This window comes from Nonomuraea sp. NBC_00507, from assembly GCF_036013525.1.
Classification (GTDB): domain Bacteria; phylum Actinomycetota; class Actinomycetes; order Streptosporangiales; family Streptosporangiaceae; genus Nonomuraea.
On sequence record NZ_CP107853.1, the window covers coordinates 4,373,263 to 4,395,471 of the forward strand.

The 22,209-nt window shown below is 70.6% G+C and carries 22 protein-coding genes; 11 read left to right on the top strand and 11 right to left on the bottom strand.

The window, feature by feature from the left end; all coding sequences use genetic code 11:
- The first annotated feature begins 70 nt into the window (after positions 1–70).
- Positions 71–1,672 carry a serine/threonine-protein kinase gene (locus OHA25_RS21700; protein WP_327589322.1) on the top strand — a complete coding sequence of 534 codons (1,602 nt, stop codon included), beginning with the start codon at positions 71–73 and terminating at the stop codon, positions 1,670–1,672.
- A gap of 10 nt (positions 1,673–1,682) precedes the next feature.
- Here OHA25_RS21700 and OHA25_RS21705 read toward each other — a convergent pair whose 3' ends face one another.
- Together OHA25_RS21705 and OHA25_RS21710 are read right to left on the bottom strand one after the other, a co-directional pair.
- On the bottom strand, positions 1,683–4,964 hold the full coding sequence (locus OHA25_RS21705) for a serine/threonine-protein kinase (RefSeq protein WP_327589323.1): 3,282 nt from the start codon (positions 4,962–4,964) through the stop codon (positions 1,683–1,685).
- A 124-nt stretch (positions 4,965–5,088) separates the two neighbouring features.
- Complete coding sequence (locus OHA25_RS21710) at positions 5,089–5,592, bottom strand: shikimate kinase (protein ID WP_327589324.1); 504 nt, start codon at positions 5,590–5,592, stop codon at positions 5,089–5,091.
- 38 nt (positions 5,593–5,630) lie between these two features.
- On the opposite strand from OHA25_RS21710, the gene OHA25_RS21715 reads away from it, so the two are divergent.
- Positions 5,631–5,912: a hypothetical protein gene (locus tag OHA25_RS21715; RefSeq protein WP_305916539.1), complete on the top strand. Its 282-nt coding sequence runs from the start codon at positions 5,631–5,633 to the stop codon at positions 5,910–5,912.
- 13 nt (positions 5,913–5,925) lie between these two features.
- Positions 5,926–6,309, top strand: a complete 384-nt coding sequence (locus tag OHA25_RS21720) for a ChaB family protein (RefSeq protein WP_327589325.1) — start codon at positions 5,926–5,928, stop codon at positions 6,307–6,309.
- Between the two features lie 25 nt (positions 6,310–6,334).
- On the opposite strand, the gene OHA25_RS21725 is transcribed toward OHA25_RS21720, so the two are convergent.
- A complete protein-coding gene (locus OHA25_RS21725) occupies positions 6,335–8,161 on the bottom strand; it encodes a transketolase (RefSeq protein WP_327589326.1) in 1,827 nt (608 codons plus the stop codon).
- A gap of 838 nt (positions 8,162–8,999) precedes the next feature.
- On the opposite strand from OHA25_RS21725, the gene OHA25_RS21730 reads away from it, so the two are divergent.
- A complete protein-coding gene (locus OHA25_RS21730; RefSeq protein ID WP_305916535.1) occupies positions 9,000–9,149 on the top strand; it encodes a GPGG-motif small membrane protein in 150 nt (49 codons plus the stop codon).
- Positions 9,150–9,241: 92 nt separating this feature from the next.
- Here OHA25_RS21730 and OHA25_RS21735 read toward each other — a convergent pair whose 3' ends face one another.
- Positions 9,242–9,982: a metallophosphoesterase family protein gene (locus OHA25_RS21735; protein WP_305916534.1), complete on the bottom strand. Its 741-nt coding sequence runs from the start codon at positions 9,980–9,982 to the stop codon at positions 9,242–9,244.
- Entirely contained in the window at positions 9,966–10,214 is a 249-nt protein-coding gene (locus OHA25_RS21740) for a BON domain-containing protein (RefSeq protein WP_138664103.1), read from the bottom strand. Before OHA25_RS21740 ends, OHA25_RS21735 begins: the two co-directional genes overlap by 17 nt.
- Positions 10,215–10,403: 189 nt before the next feature.
- Here OHA25_RS21740 and OHA25_RS21745 point away from each other — a divergent pair, with 189 nt between their 5' ends.
- The 3 genes from OHA25_RS21745 (at position 10,404) to OHA25_RS21755 (ending at position 12,432) form a co-directional block, all read left to right on the top strand.
- Positions 10,404–10,661: a hypothetical protein gene (locus OHA25_RS21745; protein WP_327589327.1), complete on the top strand. Its 258-nt coding sequence runs from the start codon at positions 10,404–10,406 to the stop codon at positions 10,659–10,661.
- A 7-nt stretch (positions 10,662–10,668) separates the two neighbouring features.
- A complete protein-coding gene (locus tag OHA25_RS21750) occupies positions 10,669–11,691 on the top strand; it encodes an SDR family oxidoreductase (protein WP_327589328.1) in 1,023 nt (340 codons plus the stop codon).
- Between the two features lie 144 nt (positions 11,692–11,835).
- Positions 11,836–12,432 (top strand): nucleotidyltransferase, encoded by a 597-nt coding sequence (locus tag OHA25_RS21755; protein ID WP_305916530.1) that lies wholly within the window; start codon positions 11,836–11,838, stop codon positions 12,430–12,432.
- Here OHA25_RS21755 and secA2 read toward each other — a convergent pair.
- The 4 genes from secA2 to OHA25_RS21775 all read right to left on the bottom strand — a co-directional run bounded on the left by secA2 (position 12,429) and on the right by OHA25_RS21775 (position 17,815).
- Complete coding sequence (gene secA2 / locus OHA25_RS21760; protein ID WP_327589329.1) at positions 12,429–14,579, bottom strand: accessory Sec system translocase SecA2; 2,151 nt, start codon at positions 14,577–14,579, stop codon at positions 12,429–12,431. The genes OHA25_RS21755 and secA2 overlap by 4 nt on opposite strands.
- A gap of 140 nt (positions 14,580–14,719) precedes the next feature.
- Entirely contained in the window at positions 14,720–15,643 is a 924-nt protein-coding gene (locus tag OHA25_RS21765) for a DMT family transporter (protein ID WP_327589330.1), read from the bottom strand.
- Positions 15,644–15,821: 178 nt separating this feature from the next.
- Positions 15,822–16,640, bottom strand: coding sequence for an SAM-dependent methyltransferase (locus tag OHA25_RS21770; protein WP_327589331.1), 819 nt, complete (start codon positions 16,638–16,640; stop codon positions 15,822–15,824).
- An 89-nt stretch (positions 16,641–16,729) separates the two neighbouring features.
- Positions 16,730–17,815, bottom strand: a complete 1,086-nt coding sequence (locus OHA25_RS21775; RefSeq protein WP_327589332.1) for an acyltransferase family protein — start codon at positions 17,813–17,815, stop codon at positions 16,730–16,732.
- A 158-nt stretch (positions 17,816–17,973) separates the two neighbouring features.
- Between OHA25_RS21775 and OHA25_RS21780 the strand changes: the two genes are divergently transcribed.
- The 3 genes from OHA25_RS21780 to OHA25_RS21790 all read left to right on the top strand — a co-directional run bounded on the left by OHA25_RS21780 (position 17,974) and on the right by OHA25_RS21790 (position 19,738).
- The gene (locus OHA25_RS21780) at positions 17,974–18,261 is read left to right on the top strand and encodes a hypothetical protein (RefSeq protein WP_327589333.1); all 288 of its coding nucleotides are present in this window, start codon (positions 17,974–17,976) and stop codon (positions 18,259–18,261) included.
- Between the two features lie 35 nt (positions 18,262–18,296).
- Positions 18,297–18,671 carry a VOC family protein gene (locus OHA25_RS21785; protein WP_327589334.1) on the top strand — a complete coding sequence of 125 codons (375 nt, stop codon included), beginning with the start codon at positions 18,297–18,299 and terminating at the stop codon, positions 18,669–18,671.
- 176 nt (positions 18,672–18,847) lie between these two features.
- Positions 18,848–19,738 (top strand): hypothetical protein, encoded by an 891-nt coding sequence (locus OHA25_RS21790; protein WP_327589335.1) that lies wholly within the window; start codon positions 18,848–18,850, stop codon positions 19,736–19,738.
- Here the strand turns inward: OHA25_RS21790 and OHA25_RS21795 are convergent.
- Positions 19,724–20,881 (bottom strand): FAD-dependent monooxygenase, encoded by a 1,158-nt coding sequence (locus OHA25_RS21795; RefSeq protein ID WP_327589336.1) that lies wholly within the window; start codon positions 20,879–20,881, stop codon positions 19,724–19,726. The two genes, OHA25_RS21790 and OHA25_RS21795, sit on opposite strands and share 15 nt — an antisense overlap.
- 85 nt (positions 20,882–20,966) lie before the next feature.
- Between OHA25_RS21795 and OHA25_RS21800 the strand changes: the two genes are divergently transcribed.
- Entirely contained in the window at positions 20,967–21,524 is a 558-nt protein-coding gene (locus tag OHA25_RS21800) for a TetR/AcrR family transcriptional regulator (protein ID WP_327589337.1), read from the top strand.
- 3 nt (positions 21,525–21,527) lie between these two features.
- On the opposite strand, the gene OHA25_RS21805 is transcribed toward OHA25_RS21800, so the two are convergent.
- The gene (locus OHA25_RS21805; protein WP_327589338.1) at positions 21,528–22,106 is read right to left on the bottom strand and encodes a GNAT family N-acetyltransferase; all 579 of its coding nucleotides are present in this window, start codon (positions 22,104–22,106) and stop codon (positions 21,528–21,530) included.
- Positions 22,107–22,209 lie beyond the last annotated feature (103 nt).

Consider the following 22,209-nt stretch of genomic DNA (forward strand, 5'->3'; position numbering starts at 1 on the left):
CGCACAAACACCAAGACGTACATACCTGGGCGCATGACGCGGGTGGTGGCTCGGCCCTACGCTGCTCTCCATGCACAAACGGGTGATCGACGGCCGCTTCGAGCTGGTAGAGCGGCTCGGCGGCGGTGGCATGGGCCTGGTGTGGCGCGCCTGGGATGTGGCCCTCCACCGCGAGGTGGCACTCAAGGAGGTACGCCCGCCGGACTCCTCCATGGACGAGCAGGACCCGACCCGCGCCCGCGAGCTGCGGGCCAGGGTGTTGCGCGAGGCCCGTGCCCTCGCCCGCCTCAACCACCCGCACGTGGCCACCATCCACCACATCGTCGACCCCGGCGAGCAGGGTTACCCGTGGATCGTCATGGAGCTGGTCACCGGCGGCTCGCTCCAGGACCGCCTGCAGCGCGGCCCCCTGACCCCGGCCGAGGCGGCCCGGCTCGGCCGCGAGGTCTTATCGGCCCTGCGTGCCGCGCACGCCGTCGGCATCCAGCACCGCGACGTCAAGCCCGCCAACGTGCTGCTGCGCGAGGACGGCCGGTCGGTGCTCACCGACTTCGGCATCGCGGCGGTACGCGAGTCCACGAGCCTGACGGCCACCGGGTCGTTCATCGGCTCGCCCGAGTACATGGCGCCCGAGCGCATCAACGGCCACGAAGGCGACCCCGCCTCCGATCTATGGTCGCTCGGCATGTTGCTGTACGTGGCCGTGGAGGGACGCCATCCGCTGCGCCGGAGCACCACGCTGGCGACGCTGGCCGCCGTGCTCAACCAGGACGTGCCGCCCCCGGAGCGCGCCGGGCCCCTCGGGCCCGTGCTGTCGGCACTGCTCCGGCGCGAACCCGCCGCCCGCCCCGACGCCGCGACCCTGGACCGCATGCTGGCCTCGGCCACTGAACCTGGCCCTGGCACGTTCCCACCGGTGCCCCCATCCGGCTACGGCGGTTATGCGGCGCCCCAGCCGCCCCCGTGGGGTGTGGCATCGCAGGCGCCTCCGTGGGGTCCGGCGCCGATCTCGCAGGTGAAAACCGTGCACTCGCAGCGCCCCCGCCGCGCCGCCGTCAACGTGGGGATCGCGCTCTCCATCGCGGCGCTCGCCGTGGCCGGCGTGCTGGTGTGGCGGTTCCTCCCGCCCACCACCACGGTCACCGGCGGCGACCCGACGGCACTCAACGTCACCCCGGCCGCCAGCAGCGACCCCGAGACGCCGGCTGAGACCAAGACCGAGAGCGACGAGCCGGAGAACCTGCTGACCACCGCGGGCGTGAAGGCCATGATCGCCAAAGTCAAGAACACCATCGGCGGCAGCAAGGTCGTCAGCATGACGGTCTACCCGACCTATGCCTTCATCGAGGCGCCGCTCGCGACGGACAAGGAGCTCTACGACAGGTACAGCTACCGCAACGGCGCCGTCACCCGCGTCGGCAACGGCGGCACAGTCGACGGCCCTCTGGTGGACCTGGACAAGTACAACTGGAACGTTCTTGCAACGCTCGTCAACAAGGCGAACAAGAACCTGGGCGTTCCCAAGCCCACCTCGCGCTACGTGATCGTGGACCCTGACACCACGTCCGAGGCCCCGATTCTGCGCGTCTACGTGTCCGACGACTACAGCCGCGGGGGTTACCTGGTCGCCAACCCTGAGGGGAAGGTCCTTCGAACGTACCCGCACGAGTGACCGGAGACCGTCAGCACACGTCCTGGTAGCCGCTCTCCGGGATCAGGCGCGACCACTCCGCCCTGCTCAGCGGCCCGCCGGCCCGGGCGCACACCTCCTGCGCCGTCAGCGCGGGGTCGACCGGGCTCTCGCGTACGCTGCCGTCCAGCGCCACGCCGCGCAGCCGCTTGCCGTCCTGGCTGAAGGCCAGCCCGGCGGCCCACGACGCGACCTGGCCGACCTCGCGCAACGTGTGCACGTCCCACAACGACGTACGGGCGGCGTCGACGGCCAGCAGGTCGCCCTCCGGGGAGAAACGCAGCTCGTCCACCGCCGACGTGCCCGTCTCGATCGTGCCCAGCCGGATGCGCCCGCGGACGTCCCAGAGCAGCACACGGCCGCCGTCCAGCCCGAACGCCAGCGTGCGCCCGTCGGGGGAGTAGGCCAGCGCGGTGGGCACCGGCGCGTCGGCCGTGGCGGCGGCACGCAGGTCGAGCGGGGTGACCCTGCCCGTAGGCAGATCCAGCAGGTTGGCGCCGGCGGCCAGCGTCGAGCCGTCCGGGCTGAAGGCCAGCGCCAGGTCGCCCGCGCCCTCGTACACCCTGACCCGTCGCCCCGCACTCACGTCCCACGTCTCCAGGGTCCGGCCGCGTGCGGTGGCCAGCAGGTCGCCCTTGGGGGAGAGCGCCACGGCCAGCACGTCGCCGCCCGCGTCGATGGACGTCACCAGGTTGCTGCCGGCCACGTTCCACACGGTCACCGGGTCGCCGGCGACGGCCAGCAGGCGGCCGCCCGCGTCGAAGGCGAGGTCGCCGGCGGCGGTGATCCTGCCGAGCTTCCTGTGCTCCACGGTGTCGGTGAGCTCGATCGCGTTGCCGACCTCCTTGGCCGCGTACCTGCCGTTGCCGGAGAACGCGGCGGCCGCGTGGTCGTCGGCGGGCGCGGGTAGTCCGGACACGGCGAGCGAGACGACCGAGCCGGTGCCGCTCAGGTAGCGCAGCGTCTGCCCGTCGGTGGAGAAGGCCAGGCCGGGCTGGGGGTCCTTCAGCGGGTAGGAGCCGGCGAGCCGGCGCTCGGCCACGTTCCACACGCGGACCTCGCCGGCGCCGGGCAGGGCGAGCAGGCGGCCGTCCGGGCTGAAGACGGGGACGTCCGCCGAGGTGCCGTGGGGCGCCGCCGCAGTCCCGGTTACCGCAGCCCCCTGGCGCGCCATGGGCGTGCCGCCGGTCCGCGCGTCCCGGCCGAGGGCGTCGGCCGCCGTCTTCGCCGAGTCCACCAGCGTGACCCCGTCACGCCCCGCCACGGCCAGCACGCTCCCGTCCGGGCTGAACGCCATGGACGGCGCCGCGGCGTCCGCACCGCGCAGCGGGCTCACCTCGACGGTCGCCGTCCTGGTCCGGCCCGCGAGCTCCCACAACTCCACCCGCCCGCTCACGCGGGAGACGGCCGCTCTGGTCCCGTCCGCCGACAGCGCCACCTTCCGGTCGGCGACCTCGAACAACACCCGGCCGCCCCGGTAGACCCTGGTCCGATTGCCCCTGCTGACGGCGTAGACGCCCGCGGCCGGCGGGCGCCCGGTCGCCACGTCGAACGGCCGGCCGTCCACCCCCTCCGCGAACCGCCCGTCGTCGCTCAGCGCCGCGTTGCCCGGCGGCAGCCCGTACGAGGCCACGCGCTGCCCGGTCCCCACGTCCCAGATCGTGACCCCGTCCACGTCCCACTTGACCAGCTCGTCACCGCGCAGCAGGTATCGGGCCCGCGAGTCCGGCGCCGGATCGGTGAACACGCCGACCTCCGGCTGCACGAGCGAGGCCTGCAACGCCGCCCGTGCCTCGAACACCGGCGACATCCGCCAGGCGGCCACGCTCAGCCGCATCGCAGTGCGCGGATCCGAGCTCCGCAGCGCCTCGGCCCGCGCCGCCACGGCCCGCGCGTTGGCCTCGATGAGCCGTCCGCGCAGCTCGTTCTGGCCCTGCACGGAGATCACCGACATCGACACCGCGACCGCCAGCACCGCGACCAGCGTCGTCAGCACGGGGATCAGCAGCCTCCTGCGCTGCTTGGACAGGGTCACGCTGTCGTTGATGAAGTCGCGTTCGAGCTGGTTGAGCCGCAGATGGCGGCGCTTGGTCGCGGCCCAGCCGAGCGCCGAGTCCAGCTCTTCGCCGCGCAAGAGGTGACTTCTCCCGCGGCGCCGCCGCGACCAGTGACCGGCCGCCTCCCTGATGCGCCGGTGCACCAGCATGCTCTCGCGCTCGTCCGCCACCCAGCCGCGCAACCTGGGCCACGCCCGGTACAACGCGGCGCTGGCGGGCGCCACGCGGCCGTCGCCGACGGCCACCAGCTTGCCGACGGGGGTCTCGGTCGGCGGGACACGCACGCTGCGCCGCACCAGGAGCCCGGCGTCCAGGAGCGGCCGGAGCACGTCGCCCTCGTCGTGCGGGCTGTCGCCGTCCAGCAGGCGCAGCAGCAGGCCGGGGACCTCCTCCTGCTGTCCGGGGGTGAGGGCCAGGTAGGCCTCCTCCGCCACCTCGCCGAGCGCGCGCGGCCCCGCGTGACCCTCGGGGGGACGCAGCTCGGCGGTGCTCTCGATCCGCAGCTCCGCCGCGACGGGACGGCCGGCCGGGTCCTTGGCCAGCGCGCGCCCGACCAGCTCGCGCAGTGGGTCGGGCAGCGTGCTCAGATCGGGGTCCACCGTCAGAAGCCGGTGCATGACCCCGCCCAGGCTCTCCCCGCGGAACGGGTCGTGGCCGGTCGCCGCGAACAACACCACCGCTCCCCAGGCGAACACGTCGGCCGCCGCCCCCGCCTCCGTGCCGGTCAGCACCTCGGGAGCGAGGTACGTGAACGTGCCGTCCCTTCCATCCATGGCCCCCGCACCCGGCAGGCCCAGCTCGATCACCTTGGGTCCGTCGTCCGCCAGCAGCACGCTCTCGGGATTGAGCCCGCGATGCGTCAGCCCCGCCTGGTGCAGTGCGCCCACGGCCGCGGCCAGCGCGGCGGCCAGCGCGACCAGGTCGTCCTCTTTGTACGGGCCGTGCAGCTCGACCGCCCGCCGCAGGTCCGGACCGTCGACGTATTCGCTCACCACATAGGGCACGCCCTCGTCGACCCCGACGGCGACCACGTCGGCCAGATGGGGGCAGCTCACCCGCTCGAACCGGGGCCCGCCGGTATCGCCGCGCGGCACCGTGACCGCGTATCTGCGGCCCTCGTCGTCGTAGGCGTCGTAGACCACGCCGCGCCCGCCCGCGCCGAGCCGGGCCGCCAGCCAGTAGCTGCCAAGCCTCTCAGGATCGCCGGGCACCATCATCACTGATGCTTAGATGCGTGGCAGGGTTCATTGGTTGTCCGAAATGACGCCACAGGCCCCCCGCGCCTCGAAGGACCCAGGCGTCATGATCATTATGCCACCTCCGGGCGTCCCCTCGGTACGGTCACCGGTGCACCGGCTTGCCCAGCGCCTGCAGCACCGCGTCCCGCACCTGCTCAGGACGCAAGACGCCGACGTCGCACACCAGGTCGGCGATCGCACGAAAGAAGGGCGTGCGGCGGGCCCGCATGGCCGCCGGGTCGAAGTCGGGACGATGGTCGCCGGATTGCATCCGCTGGGCCAGCACGTCGTCGGAGGCGTCCACCCACACCACGAAAGGATCACGCAACGCCGCCCGCACCCGCGGGTCCTCGACCGTGCTGGCCGCCGCCGCGATCACCTTGGGCTCGCCGGCCAGCTCATGGAGCACATGATCGGCCTCGTACCGGTGCAGCGTGTCGGCGCCCTCGCGGCGGGCGATCTGCGCGGCCGTGCCGCCGTACCGCGACTCGAGGAACGGATCGCTGTCGCTCAACTCCAGCCCCAGCGCCTGCGCGATCAGGCGGCCGTTAGTGGTCTTGCCGGAGCCCATCAGCCCGATCATCACGACGTGTTTGTTTTTCGACATGTGGATAGAGGTTCCATCGTGTCAAGGAGGTAACCCTGATGACCATCGCCGGAAGCATCATCCTCATCATGCTCGGCGCGATCCTCACCTGGGCCGTCGAATTCGACCTCGCCGGCCTCGACATCAACGTCGTGGGGGTCATCCTCATGCTCGGCGGACTCGTCGGACTCCTGTTCGGCATATACAGGATCAGCGTCACCCGTAGGGCGGTCGGCCCGATCGACGAGCCGGTGCACCGCCACGACGTCTACGAGGAGCCTGAGCCCCGCAGGACCACCGTGTACGAGGAACGCCGCCACTACGACGAACCACCGCTGTAGGAGGTGAATCGGCATGCCTGCTGTTGAAGAACTGCCAACGACCATCAGGCGTTCGCCGAAGAAGGCGCAGACCACGTGGATCAAGGCGCACGACAATGCCGTGGAGCAGTACGGCGAAGGCCGCCGCGCCCACATGACCGCGTTCGCCGCGCTGAAGCACTCCTTCGAGAAGGTCGGCGACCATTGGGAGCCCAAGTCTAAGAAGGGACCTTCCGACAAGGGAGCGACGGACCGATCCGGTCGTACGGCCGAAGGCGTGGACGCCAACGCCAGCAAGGAGCACCTGCAAGACGTGGCCGCCAGGCTCGGCGTGCGCGGCCGGTCCAAGATGACCAAGCAGGAGCTGGTCGACGCCATCAAGAAGGCCAACCGGCAGGCCACCGCCAAGGCGCGGTGACCTTCACCCGGAGAAAGACAACCGGTCACAACAACCGCTTGACCGCCGCGGCTATGGCGTGGCGGTCAATGCGTGCGTCGGCCAGTTGCTCCTCCGGCGTCGCGGACCCGGGCAGCTCCGTCACCCCCAGCTTGATCACCCGCGGCCCGAGCTCGCTCACGGCGTCCATGACAGCATCGCCGAGCCCGCCTTCCAGCCGATGATCCTCGACCGTGATCAGGTTGCCCGTCGTGGTGGCCGCCTCGGTCAGCGCCGCCGCGTCGACCGGCTTGACCGAGTACAGATCGATCACCCCCACCGGGACGCCGGCCCCGGCCAGCTCGTCGGCCGCCGCCAGTGCCTCGTGCACGGTCACCCCGGCCGCCACGATCGTGGCCCGGTCGCCGGGGGAGTGCCGCAGCACCCGCGACCCGCCGATGGGGAAACGCTCGCCCGGTTCGTAGATCACGGGCGTGGCGCCGCGCGTGGTCCGCAGGTAGGACACGCCCTCGACGTCCGCCATCTCGGCCACCAGCGCCGCCGCCTGGTTGGCGTCGCACGGATACAGCACGGTGCTGCCGTACAGGGCACGCAGCATGGCCAGGTCCTCCAGCCCCATCTGCGAAGGACCGTCCTCCCCGATCGCCACGCCCGCGTGCGAGCCGACCAGCCGGATGGAGGCCCTGCTCACCGCGGCCATCCTGATGAAGTCGTGCGCCCGGGTGAAGAACGCCGCGAACGTGGCCGCGTACGGCCTCCACCCCCGCACCTGCAGCCCGACCGCCGCGGCCACCATCTGCTGCTCGGCGATGTACATCTCGAAGAACCGCTCGGGGAAGGCCGCGCCGAACGTCTCGGTCTTGGTCGAGTCCGCCACCTCGCCGTCCAGCGCCACGACCTCGCCCCTGGCCGCGCCGACCGCCTTGAGCGCCTCCCCGTACGCCGTGCGCGTGGCGACCGCGTCGCCCACCTTGTACGCGGGCAGCTCCAGCCGCCCGCCCTCGAACCGGTGCGCCGCGGGCGCCGGGTCGGGCACGCGGACGTCGACCCGCACGTTCCGCGGCCCGCCCAGCTCCTCGACGGCCTTGCCGGGATCCTTCAGCGCCTTGCCGTGCGCGCCCTCGCGGTTCTCGACCTCCAGCACGCCTTCGCCCTTGCGGGTCTTGGCCAGGATCACGGTGGGCCGCCGGCGCGTGTTGCAGGCGTCGTTCAGCGCGAAGTCGATCTGCCCGGGATCGTGCCCGTCGATCTCGATCGTGTGCCACCCGAACGCCCCGAACCTGCGCGCGTACGCCCCGGTGTCCCACCCGTGCCTGGTGGGGCCGCGCTGCCCGAGCCTGTTCACGTCGACGATGGCGGTCAGGTTCGCCAGCCCTTCTTCCCCGGCGTGCTCCGCGGCCTCCCAGATCGATCCCTCGGCCAGCTCGCTGTCGCCACAGAGCACCCAGATCCGGTACGGCAGCCGTTCCAGCCGACCGGCCATGGCCACCCCGACCCCGACCGGCAGCCCCTGACCGAGTGACCCGGTCGCCACGTCCACCCAGGGCAGGCGGGGGGTCGGATGGCCTTCCAGCCGGCTCCCGCGCTTCCTGAACGACAGCAACTCCTCGTCATCGATGATCCCCGCCGCCTTATAAAGGGAGTAGAGCAGGGGAGAGGCGTGCCCCTTGGAGAAGATCAGGTGGTCGTTGGCCGGGTTACCGGGGTTTTCGAAGTCATACCGGAGATGGCAGGAGAACAACACGGCCATCAGGTCGGCCGCGGACATGGACGAGGTCGGGTGGCCGGAGCCGGCCGCGGCGGCGGCCCGTACGGAGTCGACGCGTAGTTGCGCGGCCAGCTCGGCCAGGTATCGAAGATCGCGCTCAGGCATCATGACCTCCTCGAGACGGTTCCTGGCCGCCTACCCCCTCCGGCCCGCTTAACTCGACCCATCCCGCTCCCCGGAACACGCGCCGGACCCGTGGCCCGCACCTGCCCCGTCGTCGCACGCCGGCCGCCCGCTGGTCCGCGTGAAACCGGGCTACCGGACCCGTGGCAGGACCTCGCGCGCGTAGAAGTCGAAGAACGCGTCCTGCTCGTCTGTCGACCTGGCTGACGTACACCTCGCTGAACCCCGCGTCCACGTACTGCCTGATCGCCTGGACGTGGACCTCGGGGTCCGGGCCGACCGGGCTGCCGTTGACGGTCTCCTCCTCGGTGACCGACTGCGCGAGCTGCTCGAAGTGGCGCGGCAGCGGAAGGAGCTGTGGGGCCTCGCCCTTGATGCCCTGCGTGGGCCACAGGCGGTGCACGGTCTTCCGCGCGGCCCCCTCATCGGCGGCGTAGCAGGCCTTGAGCCCGCCGAGCGTCGGCTTGCCCGCGCCGCCGGCCTGGCGGAACGCCTGGACGGACTCGGCGTTCGGGGGCGGTGGAGATGTAGCCGTCGGCGATGCCCCCGCCGAGCCGGAAGCGGCCGCCGGTCAGTGCCGCCGTGGTGGCCGTGGCCTGCGCGATGACGACAGGGTGGGTGCGGATGAGCGGGCACGTTACTGCGGTGGTGATGGGCAGCGAAGCCGACGCGTTCGGCGGCCTTGGCCTGCCGTACCAGCTGTTTGGGGCCGTGCTCCTCGCAAGAAAGGAAATAGCCGAATGTCGTCATACGTTTTTCCCTGCCCTTTGCGGCGGGGGAAGACATGTTAAGTAGCGGGCCCGCAGGGCAGTTGCAGCCCATGGCTACTTTGCTCTGGATCATCGCGGTCATTCTCGTCATCGCCGGGATCTACGTGATTCTGGCGCGGCGCGACCTTCTCTGGGGGATCGTCCTGATCGTCCTTGGTTTCCTGGTCGGGCCCGGCGGGATCAGCATCTTCAATGTCTAGGGGCGCCGACGACCCGGTTCCCCCTTATCTCCGCCGCTGGACCGATCCCCGAGAACGGTCCAGCGGTTCTCTTAGTTTTGCCGGTGAACATCCTAGAAGTGCTCAGATTCGCCCATGGAGTAGATGCCGTAGGCCCGGCGCAGCACCGGCAACGCCACATTGCGCACCCTGATGCCGCCCGGGGTCATGCCCTTCTCACTGCCCTTGTGGGCGTGCCCGTGCACGATCAGGTCGGCGCCGGCCGTGTCGACCGCCTCGGCCAGCAGGTAGCTGCCGAGGAAGGGGTAGATCTCCGGCGGCTCGCCCTCCAGCGTCTCCTTGATAGGGGAGTAGTGCGACACGACCACGCGGTGGTCGGCCACGATCTCCTTCAGCGCGACCTTCCACGCCTCGGCGATGTAGCGGGTGTGGGCCACGAAGTTCTTGATCTCGCGCTCGCCGAACTCGCTCGCGCACTTTCCGGCGTACCCGCCGCCGAAGCCCTTGCCGCCGACCACGCCCAGCTTGTGCTCACCGCACTCGACCACCGCGCCGTCGTCGTCGAGCACGACGACCCCGGCGTCGCGGAGCTCGCCGGCGATCTCGTACTGCAGGTCCGAGTGGTAGTCGTGGTTGCCGAGCACCGCGACGACCGGGATGGGCAGGTCGCGCAGTTCGTCGGCCACCACCTTGCCCTCCTCCAGCGTGCCGTGCCTGGTCAGGTCTCCGGCCAGCAGGAACACGTCGGCCCGGTCTTCGATACCCGCAAGTTTCTTGCGGTATTGGCCGCGTTGGTCCTCTCCCAGGTGGATGTCTCCCACGGCCGCTATGCGCAGGTCAATCAAGGTGCTCATCCTCTCCTGGCTCGCTGAAGTCCACGACCTTGATCTCGTTGTGCACGCGGAGCTCGGGTGCCGCCTCGTGCGCCACCTGGCCGAGCCGTTCGCGCTGCTCGGCTCCGCTCACCTGACCCCGCAGGAACAGCTGGTCGCCTCTTATATCCACGCGAATGCCGAGCTCGTGTGTGCGTCCGTCCTCGGCCAGCGCCTGCTGGACGCGGGCCGCGACGTACTGCGGAGCTTCCATCGCTCGCCTCCTTCTTCTGTCGCCGCATGCCCGGGCATGAACCACTCAAACGGTGGCGTGCCGGTATCGCGGCAGCTCACCGTCCACCCCGAGCGCCTTGAGCGAGAGATGCCGGCTGCGGCCCAGCTCCGGCACGAGGGGCCGCTACCCCGGACGTTAGGCGGCAAACAGGAAGGGCAGGTGAGCGCCATGGCTGATAAGGGAGAGTGGCACGAGGAGCGGGACCGTAAAGGTCACGCCATGGTGCCGGCCACACCGCGTGACGTGGTCCACATCAGGGTGGGCTCGTTCATGTTGGTGTGCGCGTTCGCGTTCGCGGTGCTGGGGGTCATCACCGGGGCGCCCGTGATGACGGCGATCGCCATCGCGCTGGCCGTGGGCACGGTGGTCGACATCATCCTGGCCGTACGGCGTCAGAGTCGGCGGAGCGACGGAGAGGCGGGCTGATCTCGACATGGCACCACTTCGCGGGCGAGTTGTGGTGGTGACGGGCGCGAGTGGCGGAGTCGGCCGGGCGGTCGCGCGCGAATTGGGGCAGCAGGGCGCCGAGGTGGCGCTGATCGCACGTGGGACGACGGGGCTGGGAGCCGCCGCCGTGGACGTGGGCGTCGCGGGCGGCAGCGGCCAGGTGTACGAGGCGGACGTGGCGGACTACGACCAGGTGAGGCAGGCGGCCGAGCGCATTGAGACGGAGTTGGGACCGATCGCGGTCTGGATCAACAACGCCTTCTCCAGCGTTTTCGCCAAATTCACTGACATCACCCCGGAGGAGTACGAGCGCACCACAGCGGTCACGTACCTGGGGTACGTCTGGGGCACCAAGGTCGCCCTGGACCTCATGCGCCCGCGCAACGCGGGCGCCATCGTGCAGGCGGGCTCGGCGTTGTCGCAGCGCGGCATCCCGCTGCAGTCGGCGTACTGCGGCGCCAAACACGCGATCAAGGGATTCACGGAGTCGGTCCGCACGGAGCTGATGGCCGACCGCAGCGACATCCACATCACGCTGGTGCAGCTGCCCGCGCTCAACACCCCGCAGTTCGACTGGGTGCTGTCCAAGCTCCGCCGCCACCCGCAGCCGGTGCCGCCGATCTACCAGCCGGAGGTCGCGGCCAAGGCCATCGTGTACGCGGCCGAGCATCCCGAGCGCAAGGAATACTGGGTCGGCGCCCCCACCGTCGCCACCCTGCTGGCGCAGCGGGTGGCGCCGGCACTGGTGGACCGGTACGTGGCACGCACCGGGATCCGCTCCCAGCAGACGGACGAGAAGCCGCCGAGCGGGGTGTCCAACTTGTGGGAGCCGGCGGACGAGAGCACGGACTACGGCGCGCACGGCGCGTTCGACCGGCGCTCCCATGGGCGCAGCCCGCAGCTGTGGTTGTCCCGGCACCGCGGCCCTGTCCTGCTCGCGCTGGCCGGCGCCGCGGCCGCCGGCGCCGCCGCGACCGCCTTCCGCCGCGCCGCGTCGGCGCCGCCGTGACCGCCTTCCGCCGCGCCGCGTCGGCGCCGCCGTGACCGCCTTCCGCCGCACCACCGCCCGGCCTTGATCCGCCGTCGTCGTCGCCTGGCCTCAGGCCCGCGTGTGCAAACGTCTACTCGGTGACCGTTTGGGTAGCCCGACCACATGAGTAGCCATGGCCACGCGGTCACCGACGCCATCCTTGACACGCTCAAGCGTGCCAGCTCCGGGCTGAAGGATGCCGGAGTGAAGTTCGCGCTGGCCGGGGGCTGCGCCGCGTACGCGAGGGGCGCCGCGCCCTCGCTCCACGATGTGGACTTCGTGCTCACCGAGCACGACGTGCCCGCCGCCCTTGAGGCACTGCGGGCGATCGGGTTCCAGACCGCCAAGCCGCCCGAGGACTGGCTGGTCAAGGCGTACGACGAGGGCCGGCTGGTGGACCTGATCTACCGGGTGTCCGACCTGCCGATCACCGACGAGCTGCTCGACCGGGCCGAGCCGCTGAAGGCATCGGCGGTGATCGTGCCCGTGCTGGAGGCCACCGACCTGGTGATCTCGTGGCTGCTGCCGCTGTCGGAGCACGCCTGCGACTACGGGGCGCTGCTGGCCCAGGTGCGCGCGATGCGCGAGCAGGTCGACTGGCCGCGCGTGGCGGCCGTGACCGCGGACTCGCCGTACGCGGCCACGTTCATCACCCTGCTGGAGCGGCTCGGCGTGCTCAACGGGCCGGTCGAGCCGTCCGGCGACCCCAAGTGGCCCTAGCCGCGCCGCGTGGCCGCGGTGACCCTCCGGAGGATGCGGTCCCACTCCGTGCCGAACGGGTTGTCCTGCACCAGATAGGTCCACGTCGCCTGCGGCCGCCTCAGCTCCCGCTCCGGCGTCTCGAACGACTCCAGCGACCGCCGCTCCACCTCGGCGAGCAGCGATTTGTACTCGGCCACGGCCTCCCGCTGGAACTCGTCGATCGGGCTCATCCGGCCCAGCGCCCGCAGATGGATGCCCTCGCGCAGGTCGGTCAGGAACGCCAGGTGCTCGGTCCAGCAGGTGTCGATGGCGTGCAGCACGATCTGGCGGGCCGTCTCGTCCCTGGTGTCCTCGGGCAGCTCCGCCCAGCGCTCGGGATCGGCCGCGGCCAGGGCCTTGGCGGCGGCGTCGCCGTGCAGGACCTTGTCACGCCACTCCAGGATCAGCTCGCGCTGGTGCTCCAGCAGCCGGGTGTAGCGCCACGTGTTGCGGTGGATCTCCAGGTTGACGCCCTCGGCGACGCGCTGGGCGTGGCCCACGAGGTAGGCGCCGCGCCGGTGACGCACGACCCCGTCGGCGTCCGCGGCAGGCGGGCGCTCGTCGGGGACGAACTGGGTGATCAGATCGTCCTGCGTGCTGACGAAGAACACCGAGCCGCCGGGGTCGCCCTGGCGGCCGGCGCGGCCCCGGAGCTGGTCGTCGAGCCGGCTGCTGGCGTGGCGTCCTGAGCCGATCACGTAGAGCCCGCCGAGCTCGGCCACGCCCTCGCCGAGCCGGATGTCGGTGCCGCGGCCGGCCATCTGGGTGGAGACGGTGATCGCGTCGCGCTCGCCGGCCTTGGCGATGATCGCGGCCTCTTCGGCGTCGTTCTTGGCGTTGAGCACGACCGGCTCCAGGCCACGCCGCTGCAGGAGCTTGGCGAGGTTTTCCGACTCGGCCACGTCGAGTGTGCCGATGAGGATCGGCCGGCCCGTGGCGTGCGCCTCCTGGATCTCCTCGACCAGCGCGGCGTCCTTGTCGGGCACGGTCGGGTAGATGCGGTCCGGCTCGTCCTTCCTGACACACGGCCGGTTGGACGGGATCACGGCGACCTTGAGCCCGTAGAACTCGCCCAGCTGCTCGCTGACGGCCACGGCGGTGCCGGTCATGCCGCAGATCTGCGGGTAGCGGCGGATCAGGCCCTGCACGGTGATCGAGTCGAGGATTTCGCCCTTCTCGCTGGGCGGCAGCGCCTCCTTGGCCTCCACGGCCGCCTGCAGGCCGTTGGGCCAGCGCTGCAGCAGCGCCACCCGGCCGCGCGAGGGGTTGATCAGCTGCACCTTGCCGTCGCGCACGATGTAGTCCACATCGCGGGCCAGCAGCGCGTGGGCGTGCAGGGCCAGGTTGAGCTCGATCAGCGTGCCCGGCTCGTGCTCGTCGTAGAGCTCGACGCCCAGGAGGTTTTCCACGCTGTCGGCGCCCTTGGGGGTGAGGTAGACGTTGCGGGCCTGCTCGTCGATCTCGTAGTGGTAGCCCCGGACGAGCTGCCTGACCAGGGCCGCCATCTCCGGCACCGCGTTGCCGGGGTCGGTGGAGCCGGCCATGACCAGCGGCACCCGGGCCTCGTCGACCAGCACGGAGTCGGCCTCGTCGATCAGCGCGACCTCGGGCGCGGGCACGATGATCTCGCTCGCGTCCGTACGGATCCGGTCGCGCAGCACGTCGAACCCGATCTCGCTGACCGGCCCGTAGGTGACGTCCTTCGCGTACGCTGCGCGCCGCTCGTCCGGCGTGGAGTTTTGACCGATCCAGCCCACGCTCACCCCGAGCGCCTCGTAGAACGGCCCCATCCATTCGGCGTCGCGCCTGGCCAGGTAGTCGTTGACGGAGATCACGTGCACGCGCTTGCCCTGCAGCGCGTAGCCCGCCGCGGCCATGGCGCCGGCCAGCGTCTTGCCCTCGCCGGTCGCCATCTCGGCGACCTTCCCGTCGAGCAGCGCGAGTGTGCCGAGCAACTGCACGTCATACGGCCGCAGCCCGAGGGTCCGGTCGGCGGCCTCCCGCGCGACGGCGCAGAACTCGGCCAGGTCGCCCATGTCCGGTTGGGGCAGCTCGTCAAGCTTCGCCACCCGCTCGGCGCGAGCGTCAGCCGCCTTGACGGTCTTCTGGTAGCCCGTCAAGGGCACGCCTCCTGGACGGTCCAGGAGGTTTTTGAATATTCCCTTTATCGAGGCCACAGTTCCTCCAACGCGCGCCGCGCCGACACCGTTCCCCGCACTCGCGAGGCGGGCCGCCGTACCGGACCTTAACCCATCCGGAGCCCCACTCAGCCTGCTTCCGCCCGCGCCACGAGCACGGCGACGGCGGCGAGCAGCAGCACGCACCCCGACCAGGCGAGAAGTGTGAGATGTTCGCCGAACACCGCCACGCCGAGCAGGGCCGCGCCGACGGCCTCGCCCAGCGAGATGATCGAGACCGTGGTGGCGCTCAGCGCGGTCAGCGCACGGAAGTACAGCCCGTACGCCAGCGCCGTCGGCACCACGCCCAGATAGATCAGCAGGGCGGCCGTGGCCAGGCTCATCTCCGGCATCACTCCCTCCGCCAGCGCGAACGGCGCCAGGCACGCCGCGCCCACGACGAACCCGCCGATCGCCGTGCCCCGCGGGTCGTCGCTGTGGCGGCGGGAGAACAGGGTGACGCCGGCGTACCCGGCGGCCGAGGCCAGGGCGAAGCCGATGCCGGCGACGGAGGACGTACGGGCCTGCAGCGCGGTTTCGGCGGTGAGCAGGGCGAGCCCGGCCAGGGCGGCGGCCAGCGAGGCGAACGCGACCTTGCCGAGGCGCTCGCGCAGCAGGAAACGGCTGCCCAGGGCGGCGAAGACGGGAGTGGCGCCCATGGTGACCACGGTGGCGACGGCCACACCGGAATGGGTGATCGCGGCGAAGTAGGCAGTCTGGTAGACGGCCATCCCGAAGCCGATGGGCAACACGCGCCAGGTCAGCCGGCTTTGATCATGGTCGCGCCGGCCTGCGTCGCTCTCTCCGGCCGGGTTCCTGCGCTTGGTGGAGGACAGGAGGGGAGTGAGGGCGAGCAGGCAGGCGGCGCCGATCAGGTAGCGCCAGAGTGACACGCCGACGGGGCCGAGGCCGCCGGTCTCGAAGAGGAGCGAACCGGCCGCGCCGCCGGTGCCCCAGGCGGTCGCGGCCACGGACACGTACACGGCGCCCCGCCGGGCGGAGACATGGGTCATGACAGGAGCTCTCCGATGGGAGTGGTGGAAATGGGCCCAGTACGCGGGCAGCAGCCACTCCCGGATCAGTCAGACCCGGAGATTTCAGGAAAGGCCGCCCGCTACTGGGCGGGCGGCGGAGAGCAGATCAAACGTCGCGGCACAGCCCTCACCCTAGCGCCTCACGGGCGGCGGCCCCTCAGAGGTGCGGCTTGCGGGCCACGCCGCCCAGCAGCAACTCCTCCCAGGGCGCCAGCGGCCCCGGGATTCGCTCGTCGGGATGCCATTCCGGCAGGTGCACCACACCAGGCTCCACGGGCGCCAGGCCGTCGAAGAAACCGGAGATGGCCGCCCGCTCACGGAAGTACCCGGTGCCCATGGTCGCCTGGAGCAGCACCTCCAGAGCCTTGGCCTTGGGGCTGGGGGAGGCCATGAGGCTCGAGGCGGCGAGGTAGCTGCCCGGTGCCAGCGCGGCCATGTACCGCTTGACCAGCCCGTGCGGATCCTCCTGGTCGGACAGCAGGTGCAGCAGCCCGACGGCCAGGAGCCCCGTGGGCTGCGTCAGGTCGATGAGCTTGGTCAGCGCCGGGTGCCCGAGCACGGATTCCACGTCGCGGACGTCGGCGGTGATCGCGTCGGCGTTCGGGTTGCCGCTGAGTAGCGCGCGGGCGTGCGGCTCCACCATGGGGTCGATGTCCACGTAGATCACCCGGCACCGGGGATCGGCGAACTGGGCGACCTCGTGCGTGTTCTCCACCGTGGGGAGCCCGGCGCCCAGGTCGACGATCTGCCTGATGCCCGCCTCGCGGACGAGGAAGTCCACGACCCGGCCGAGGAAGGCGCGGCTGCACCAGACCAGGTTCACCACCTCGGGCACCGCGTCCTTCAGCTTGCGGGCCACGGAGCGGTCGGAGGCGAAGTTCTCCATGCCGCCGAGCAGGGCGTCGTGGACGCGCGCCACGCTCGGCTGGTCCGGATCGACGCCGGGTGGAGCCCACTCGTGACTGTTCAGACTCACGCGGGCCTCCTTCCGTCCGATGACGCGGATGCTATCCGCACCTGGGGCTCCGACGCCCGGCCTCGCAGGCGGTTGTCAGGAGAGTCAGGTCACCGTGTCGGCTGTCCCGCCACCAGCACCCCGAGCGCCGGGGCGACCGGCCGGCGCGAGAGCAGGCGCTTGAGCGCAGGCGCGAGCGGCCGCTCCACGAACCTGTGCACCAGGTACGCCGCCCCCAGCATGACGAGGATGAGCCCGCACAGCAGCACGTGCGCGTCGACCGCGTCCCCGAGCCTGGCGAACACGATGAAGCCGATGTGGGCGTGCAGCAGATAGAGCGGGTACGTCAGCGCCCCGGCCGGCACCAGCCACGGCCTGCCCAGCCGCTGGGTGACGCGCAGCGCCACGAGCGTCATGACCAGGAAGATGACCACGACGACGGTCGTGATGATCGCGGGCGAGTACGTGACGGAGTAACGGTCGCCGACCGCGTCGGCATACCCGATGGCCCGGTAGACGGCGTTGCCCAGGCAGATCGGCACCAGCAGGGCGATCTGCAGGTTCAGCCCGAACTTGTAGAGCATGAACAGCGCCATCCCCGCGATGAAGTAATGCGCGAACTCCGACTGCACGACCAGGTCCGCGACGCCTGGAACCAGCCCCAGCTGGACCCCGAACGTCAGCCCCAGCCAGATCCACAACCCCGCCATGACGCGGGCGCGGGTCATCCCGATCCAGGTGAACACCAGGATGAGCAGGTAGAAGCGCATCTCGGCCCAGAGCGTCCAGTAGACGACGTCCACGTTCGCGATGTCGGGCACCGCCTGGAACATCGTCAGGTTCGCCAGCACCTGCGGCAACGTCACCTGGAACATCCCCTGCCCCAGCGTCACGGCGACCGTGGCGGTGACGGCGATGCCGACCCAGTAGGCGGGGTAGAGCCGCACGGCCCGCGACACCAGGAACGCCCGCGGGCTCCTGCCCCACGCGCTCATCAGCACCACGAACCCGCTGATCAGGAAGAACAGGTCCACGCCGAGGTAGCCGTATTTGGACCAGGAGCTCTCCTCGGGGAAGGCGACCGGGCTGGCGCCGCCGACCCAGCCGGAGAACGTGTAGTGGAACACCACAACGCACAGCGCAGCCAGAAGCCGGAGCCCGTCGATCTCGTACAGCCTGTCTGACCTGGTTCGCATGGGTCCACCCCTTCCTGTCATGGAGAGGGTGCGCTCGAACCCTTGCGCCGGGGTTGACATCGCCTGCCTGCAAGCACTTTGCAAGGGGTTTACCGAGATGCCTCGGGGTAGCGGGGGCGTGCCCGACGAAGACGGAAGAAGAGAGGAAGAGAGCCCCTATGGAGCTCTGGGACTATCGACCTGACGTCTATGACCGCGGACGGAGCCTCGACCTCGTGAACTACCACGTGCAGGCGACGGACGGGAAGATCGGGACCGTCGACGAGGCGACGTACGAGGTCGGCGAGAGCTACATCATCGTCGACACCGGACCTTGGATCTTCGGCAAGAAGGTCATGCTCCCGGCGCAGGTCGTCACGAGCATCGACCCTCAGGAGCGCAACGTGTGGTCGCGCCCCTCGGCGGGCGCGGCCCTTCGCCACGTGACGTTGTGGCGTCGTACCTGACAGCAGATGGCAGGTACGGCTGGAACGCTGGATCCATGACGACGAAGGCAAAACTCCTGGCGTTCACCATCGACTGCGCCGAGCCCAAGAAACTGGCCGAGTTCTACCACGAGATCACCGGCTGGGACATCCAGTACGCGGAGGACGAGTACGCGGCCGTGGGCGACGGCACCACGAACATCTACTTCGGCCGGGTCGCCGACCGCCGGCCGGTGACGTGGCCCAGCCCGGACAAGCAGTTCCACCTCGACTTCCGGGTGCCGGACGTGGAGAAGGCGGCAGAGGAGTACATCGCGCTGGGGGCGACCAGGCCCGCGTTCCAGCCGGGGGTCACGGAGGAGGGGACACGCTGGATCGTCCTCCAGGACCCGGAGGGCCACCTGTTCTGCGTCTGCCCGGAGGCATCCTGACGTGGGGCCGCGGTAGCCCGAGGGGGCTGTGCTGACCTGCGAATGGGCTAGATGTTCGTGCCGGCGGCGAGCGAGATTCACTCAATGATCCGCCTAAAGTATGATTCCACCGCTCCGCTCGCCTCCTAAGCTGGAGCAATGCTCTTGGAAGGATCCACGCCCCCGCGTGGGCGCTCATGACCTGGGTCGGCCTGATCATCGCCCTGGCCGGAGCGCTCGGATACGCGCTCGGCGCAGCCCTGCAACAGTACGAGGCGGTGGCCGAGGGTGCCTCGCTCAGGCTGGTCCGACGCCCTCGCTGGTGGATCGGCGGCGTCATCGGGTTCACCGGCGCCTGCCTGCATGCCGTTGCCCTGAGCTTCGCGCCGCTGGTCGCCGTCCAGCCCATCAGCGTCGCCACGCTGGTGTTCGCGGTGCCGCTGGCGGCGTTCATGTACGGGCGCAAGCCGTACAAGGCGGAGATCTTCGGCTCGATCGCGGTGGCCGTGGGGCTGCTCTGGCTGATGTTGCTGGTGCCGCACCACGACGTGCCGCCTCGGCTCGGTGCCGGAGCCGCACTCGGGTTCCTCGCCGTGATCGGGGCGATCGTCCTGGTCACCCAGGTGATGGCGGGCCGCGTCCACGGTCCCGGGCGGGCACTGCTGCTCAGCGTGGGGGCGGGGGCGGTCACCGCCAGCGTGTCGACGTTCGTGCGGGTGGTCGGCGGCGGCATGGAGGGCGATTGGGGGCGGCTGGTCCACTGGTTCACCCTCGCCGTGCCCGTGTTGCTGGTCTGCGCGGTGGTGCTGCTGCAGCGCTCGTACGCCGTGGGGTATTTCGGGATCGCGTACGCCGGCGTGCAGGTCGTCGACCCGATCACCTCGGTGCTGGCCGGCGCGCTCCTCCTCGGCGAGCCCCTGCCGACCAGCCCGTCCACCGCGATCCCCGCCCTGCTGGCCAGCGCCCTCACCATCGGCGGCACGATCACCCTTGGCCGCCTTGCCCCCGATCACACCCAGCCGGGCTCGGTCGAGGTCCCCCCGGTGCCGTCCCCGCACCGGGTGACCGCGACCTCAGACGCCACCTGATCGGGTGCATGTAGCCCCCATCGGTGGACGCCAGCTCAGCACCTCATCCATGGACCGCAACATCATGTCCGGCATGGTCCGGGCGGCCAGGGACATCCCCAGGTCGCGCAGCCGGACGGCCACCGGGTTACGGATCTTGGTCATCCCGCAGATGCGCCTCGACTGCCGCACGACCTTCGACGTCCGCCCCAGCCGGGCGGCGGTATAGGCACTGAGGCCGCCGCTACCCACCATGTGGGCGAGGACGACCGCGTCCTCGATCGCCTGACAGGCCCCCTGCCCCAGGTTCGGTGTCATCGCGTGCGCCGCGTCCCCGACCAGCGCCACCTTCCCGCGATGGAAGGCAGGCAGCGGAGTGTCGAAGGAGTAGACGTCGTTACGCTTGATCATCCCGGAATCGGCCGCCCGCAGGAGCGCGGGAATCGGCTCATGCCAGTCCCCGAACCTCCGCAGCAGCTCCTCCCGCTCGTCCTCGAACGCGGTGCCCGCAGGCAGCACATCGGTCGCGTACACGTACACCATGTCATCGGCCAGCGGCATGACCCCGAATATCAGCCCTTTGCCCCAGCTCTCTGTGCTCCGGATCTCCAGATTCCCCCGGGGTACGAGACCCCGCCAGGCCGTAACCCCTGAGTACGTCGGACCAGGGTGCTCAGGAAAGAGCGCCTGCCGGACCTTCGAGTGAATGCCGTCGGCGGCCACGATCAGGTCCGCCCGGAGATCACCTTCATGGGTACGCACGATGCCCTCGCCGGCGTCCACACCGGACACGCTGATCCCCAACCGCAGCCGATCGGCCCCCAGCGCGTCCGCGAGCACCTCCATCAGCGTGGCCCGCAGCGTGACGACCACCGAATCCCCGTAGCGGGCCTGCGCCGCATCGGGCGTGGTCCGCACCAGCCACGGCCCGTTGCCCCGGCGAATCCCCACCTGTCCCTGGATCCTGGACAACTTGCGTAGGTGATCCCCGAGCGCGAGGGTGTCGAGCGCCTTGAGGGCGTTGGCCGCGATCGCCAGCCCCGACCCGACCGGATCGATCTTGGGGGCTCGCTCCAACACGGTCACGTCCCACCCGTTGCGCCGCAGCGCGATGCCGCTGCTCAGCCCGCCGATCCCGCCGCCGATCACTACAGCCCTGGGCATCACACGACCCCCTCACTACTACGTCTGTAGTCTCACCATACTACGCCTGTAGTTCAGGTGCACTACCGCTGTAGTATCGGGATCCGTGAAGCGTTCGGAGACCGTTGCGGACACGGCCATCACGTTGCTGGCCGAGCGAGGCATGCGCGGCCTCACCCACCGAGCCGTCGACGAGGCCGCGGGCCTGCCGCCCGGTTCCACCTCCAACCTGGCCCGCACCCGCGCCGCCCTGCTGGAGCTGACCTTGTCGCGGCTCACGGAGCTGGAGCTGCGGGCGCTCGCGCCGGCGTACCGGAGCGAGGCGCTGGAGCTGTCCGACCTGTCCGCTGTGATGGGCGAGGCGCTGCACATCCAGCTCCAGGACCGCAGGCGCACGCTGGCCCGTTACGAGCTGGCGCTGGAGGCGACGCGGCGGCCCGAGCTGCGCGAGATCTACGACGCGGCGGGCCGCCGTTTCCGCGATCCCGCCGTCGCCCTGCTGGCCGCGGTGGGCTCACGTGATCCGGTACGGCACGCTCGCCAGCTGGTGGCCTTCGGCGAAGGCCTCATGTTCGACGCCATCGCGGGCGCCGGTGCCATGCCCACCTTGGACGAGCTCATCGAGGCCATGCGAGACCTCCTGACCGGCATGCTCGGCACCTGACGGTCACCCGCGATGCAGGCGAGCCCGGTGTTCCGGCCACTCCTCTTCGAGGATGCCGAAACAGACCGTGTCACGCCAGGTGCCGTCGGGCCTCTTGCGGTGCCGTCGCAGGGTGCCCTCATGGAACCCGCCGATGCGCTTGATGGCGTTCTGGGAGCGGAGGTTGAGGTTGTCGGTCTTGAGCAGGACGCGGTTGTAGCCGAGTTCGAAGGCGTGGTCGATGAGCAGCAGCTTGCAAGCGGTGTTGACGGCGGTGCGCCAGACCGCGCGGCCGTACCAGGTCCAGCCGATTTCGACGCTCGCCTCGAAGCCCGGCACGTCGGCGTAGGTGGTCCAGCCGACGGCCTGTCCGCTCTCCTTGAGCACCACGGCGAAGGGGATGTGCTTGTCGTCGTGGATCAGTCCCAGTGCGACCTTGCCCAGCTCCTCCTCCGACCGCGGGGTGGCGACGGACATCCAGCGCCACACCTCCTCGTCCCCGCCTCCGGCGGCGAACAGGTCGGGCACGTGGTGGAGGGCGAGCGGCTCGAGTCGGACGACCTCGTTCTCGAGCACCACAGGGGCAGGCAACTTCGTGGTCATGGCGGCAACCCTAAGGGGAGCCGAATGTCAGGATTATGGCCACATGGCGGTTTTTGCGGGAGACCACCTGTCGACACGCATACCGGCCGGTCGGTAGGCTCAC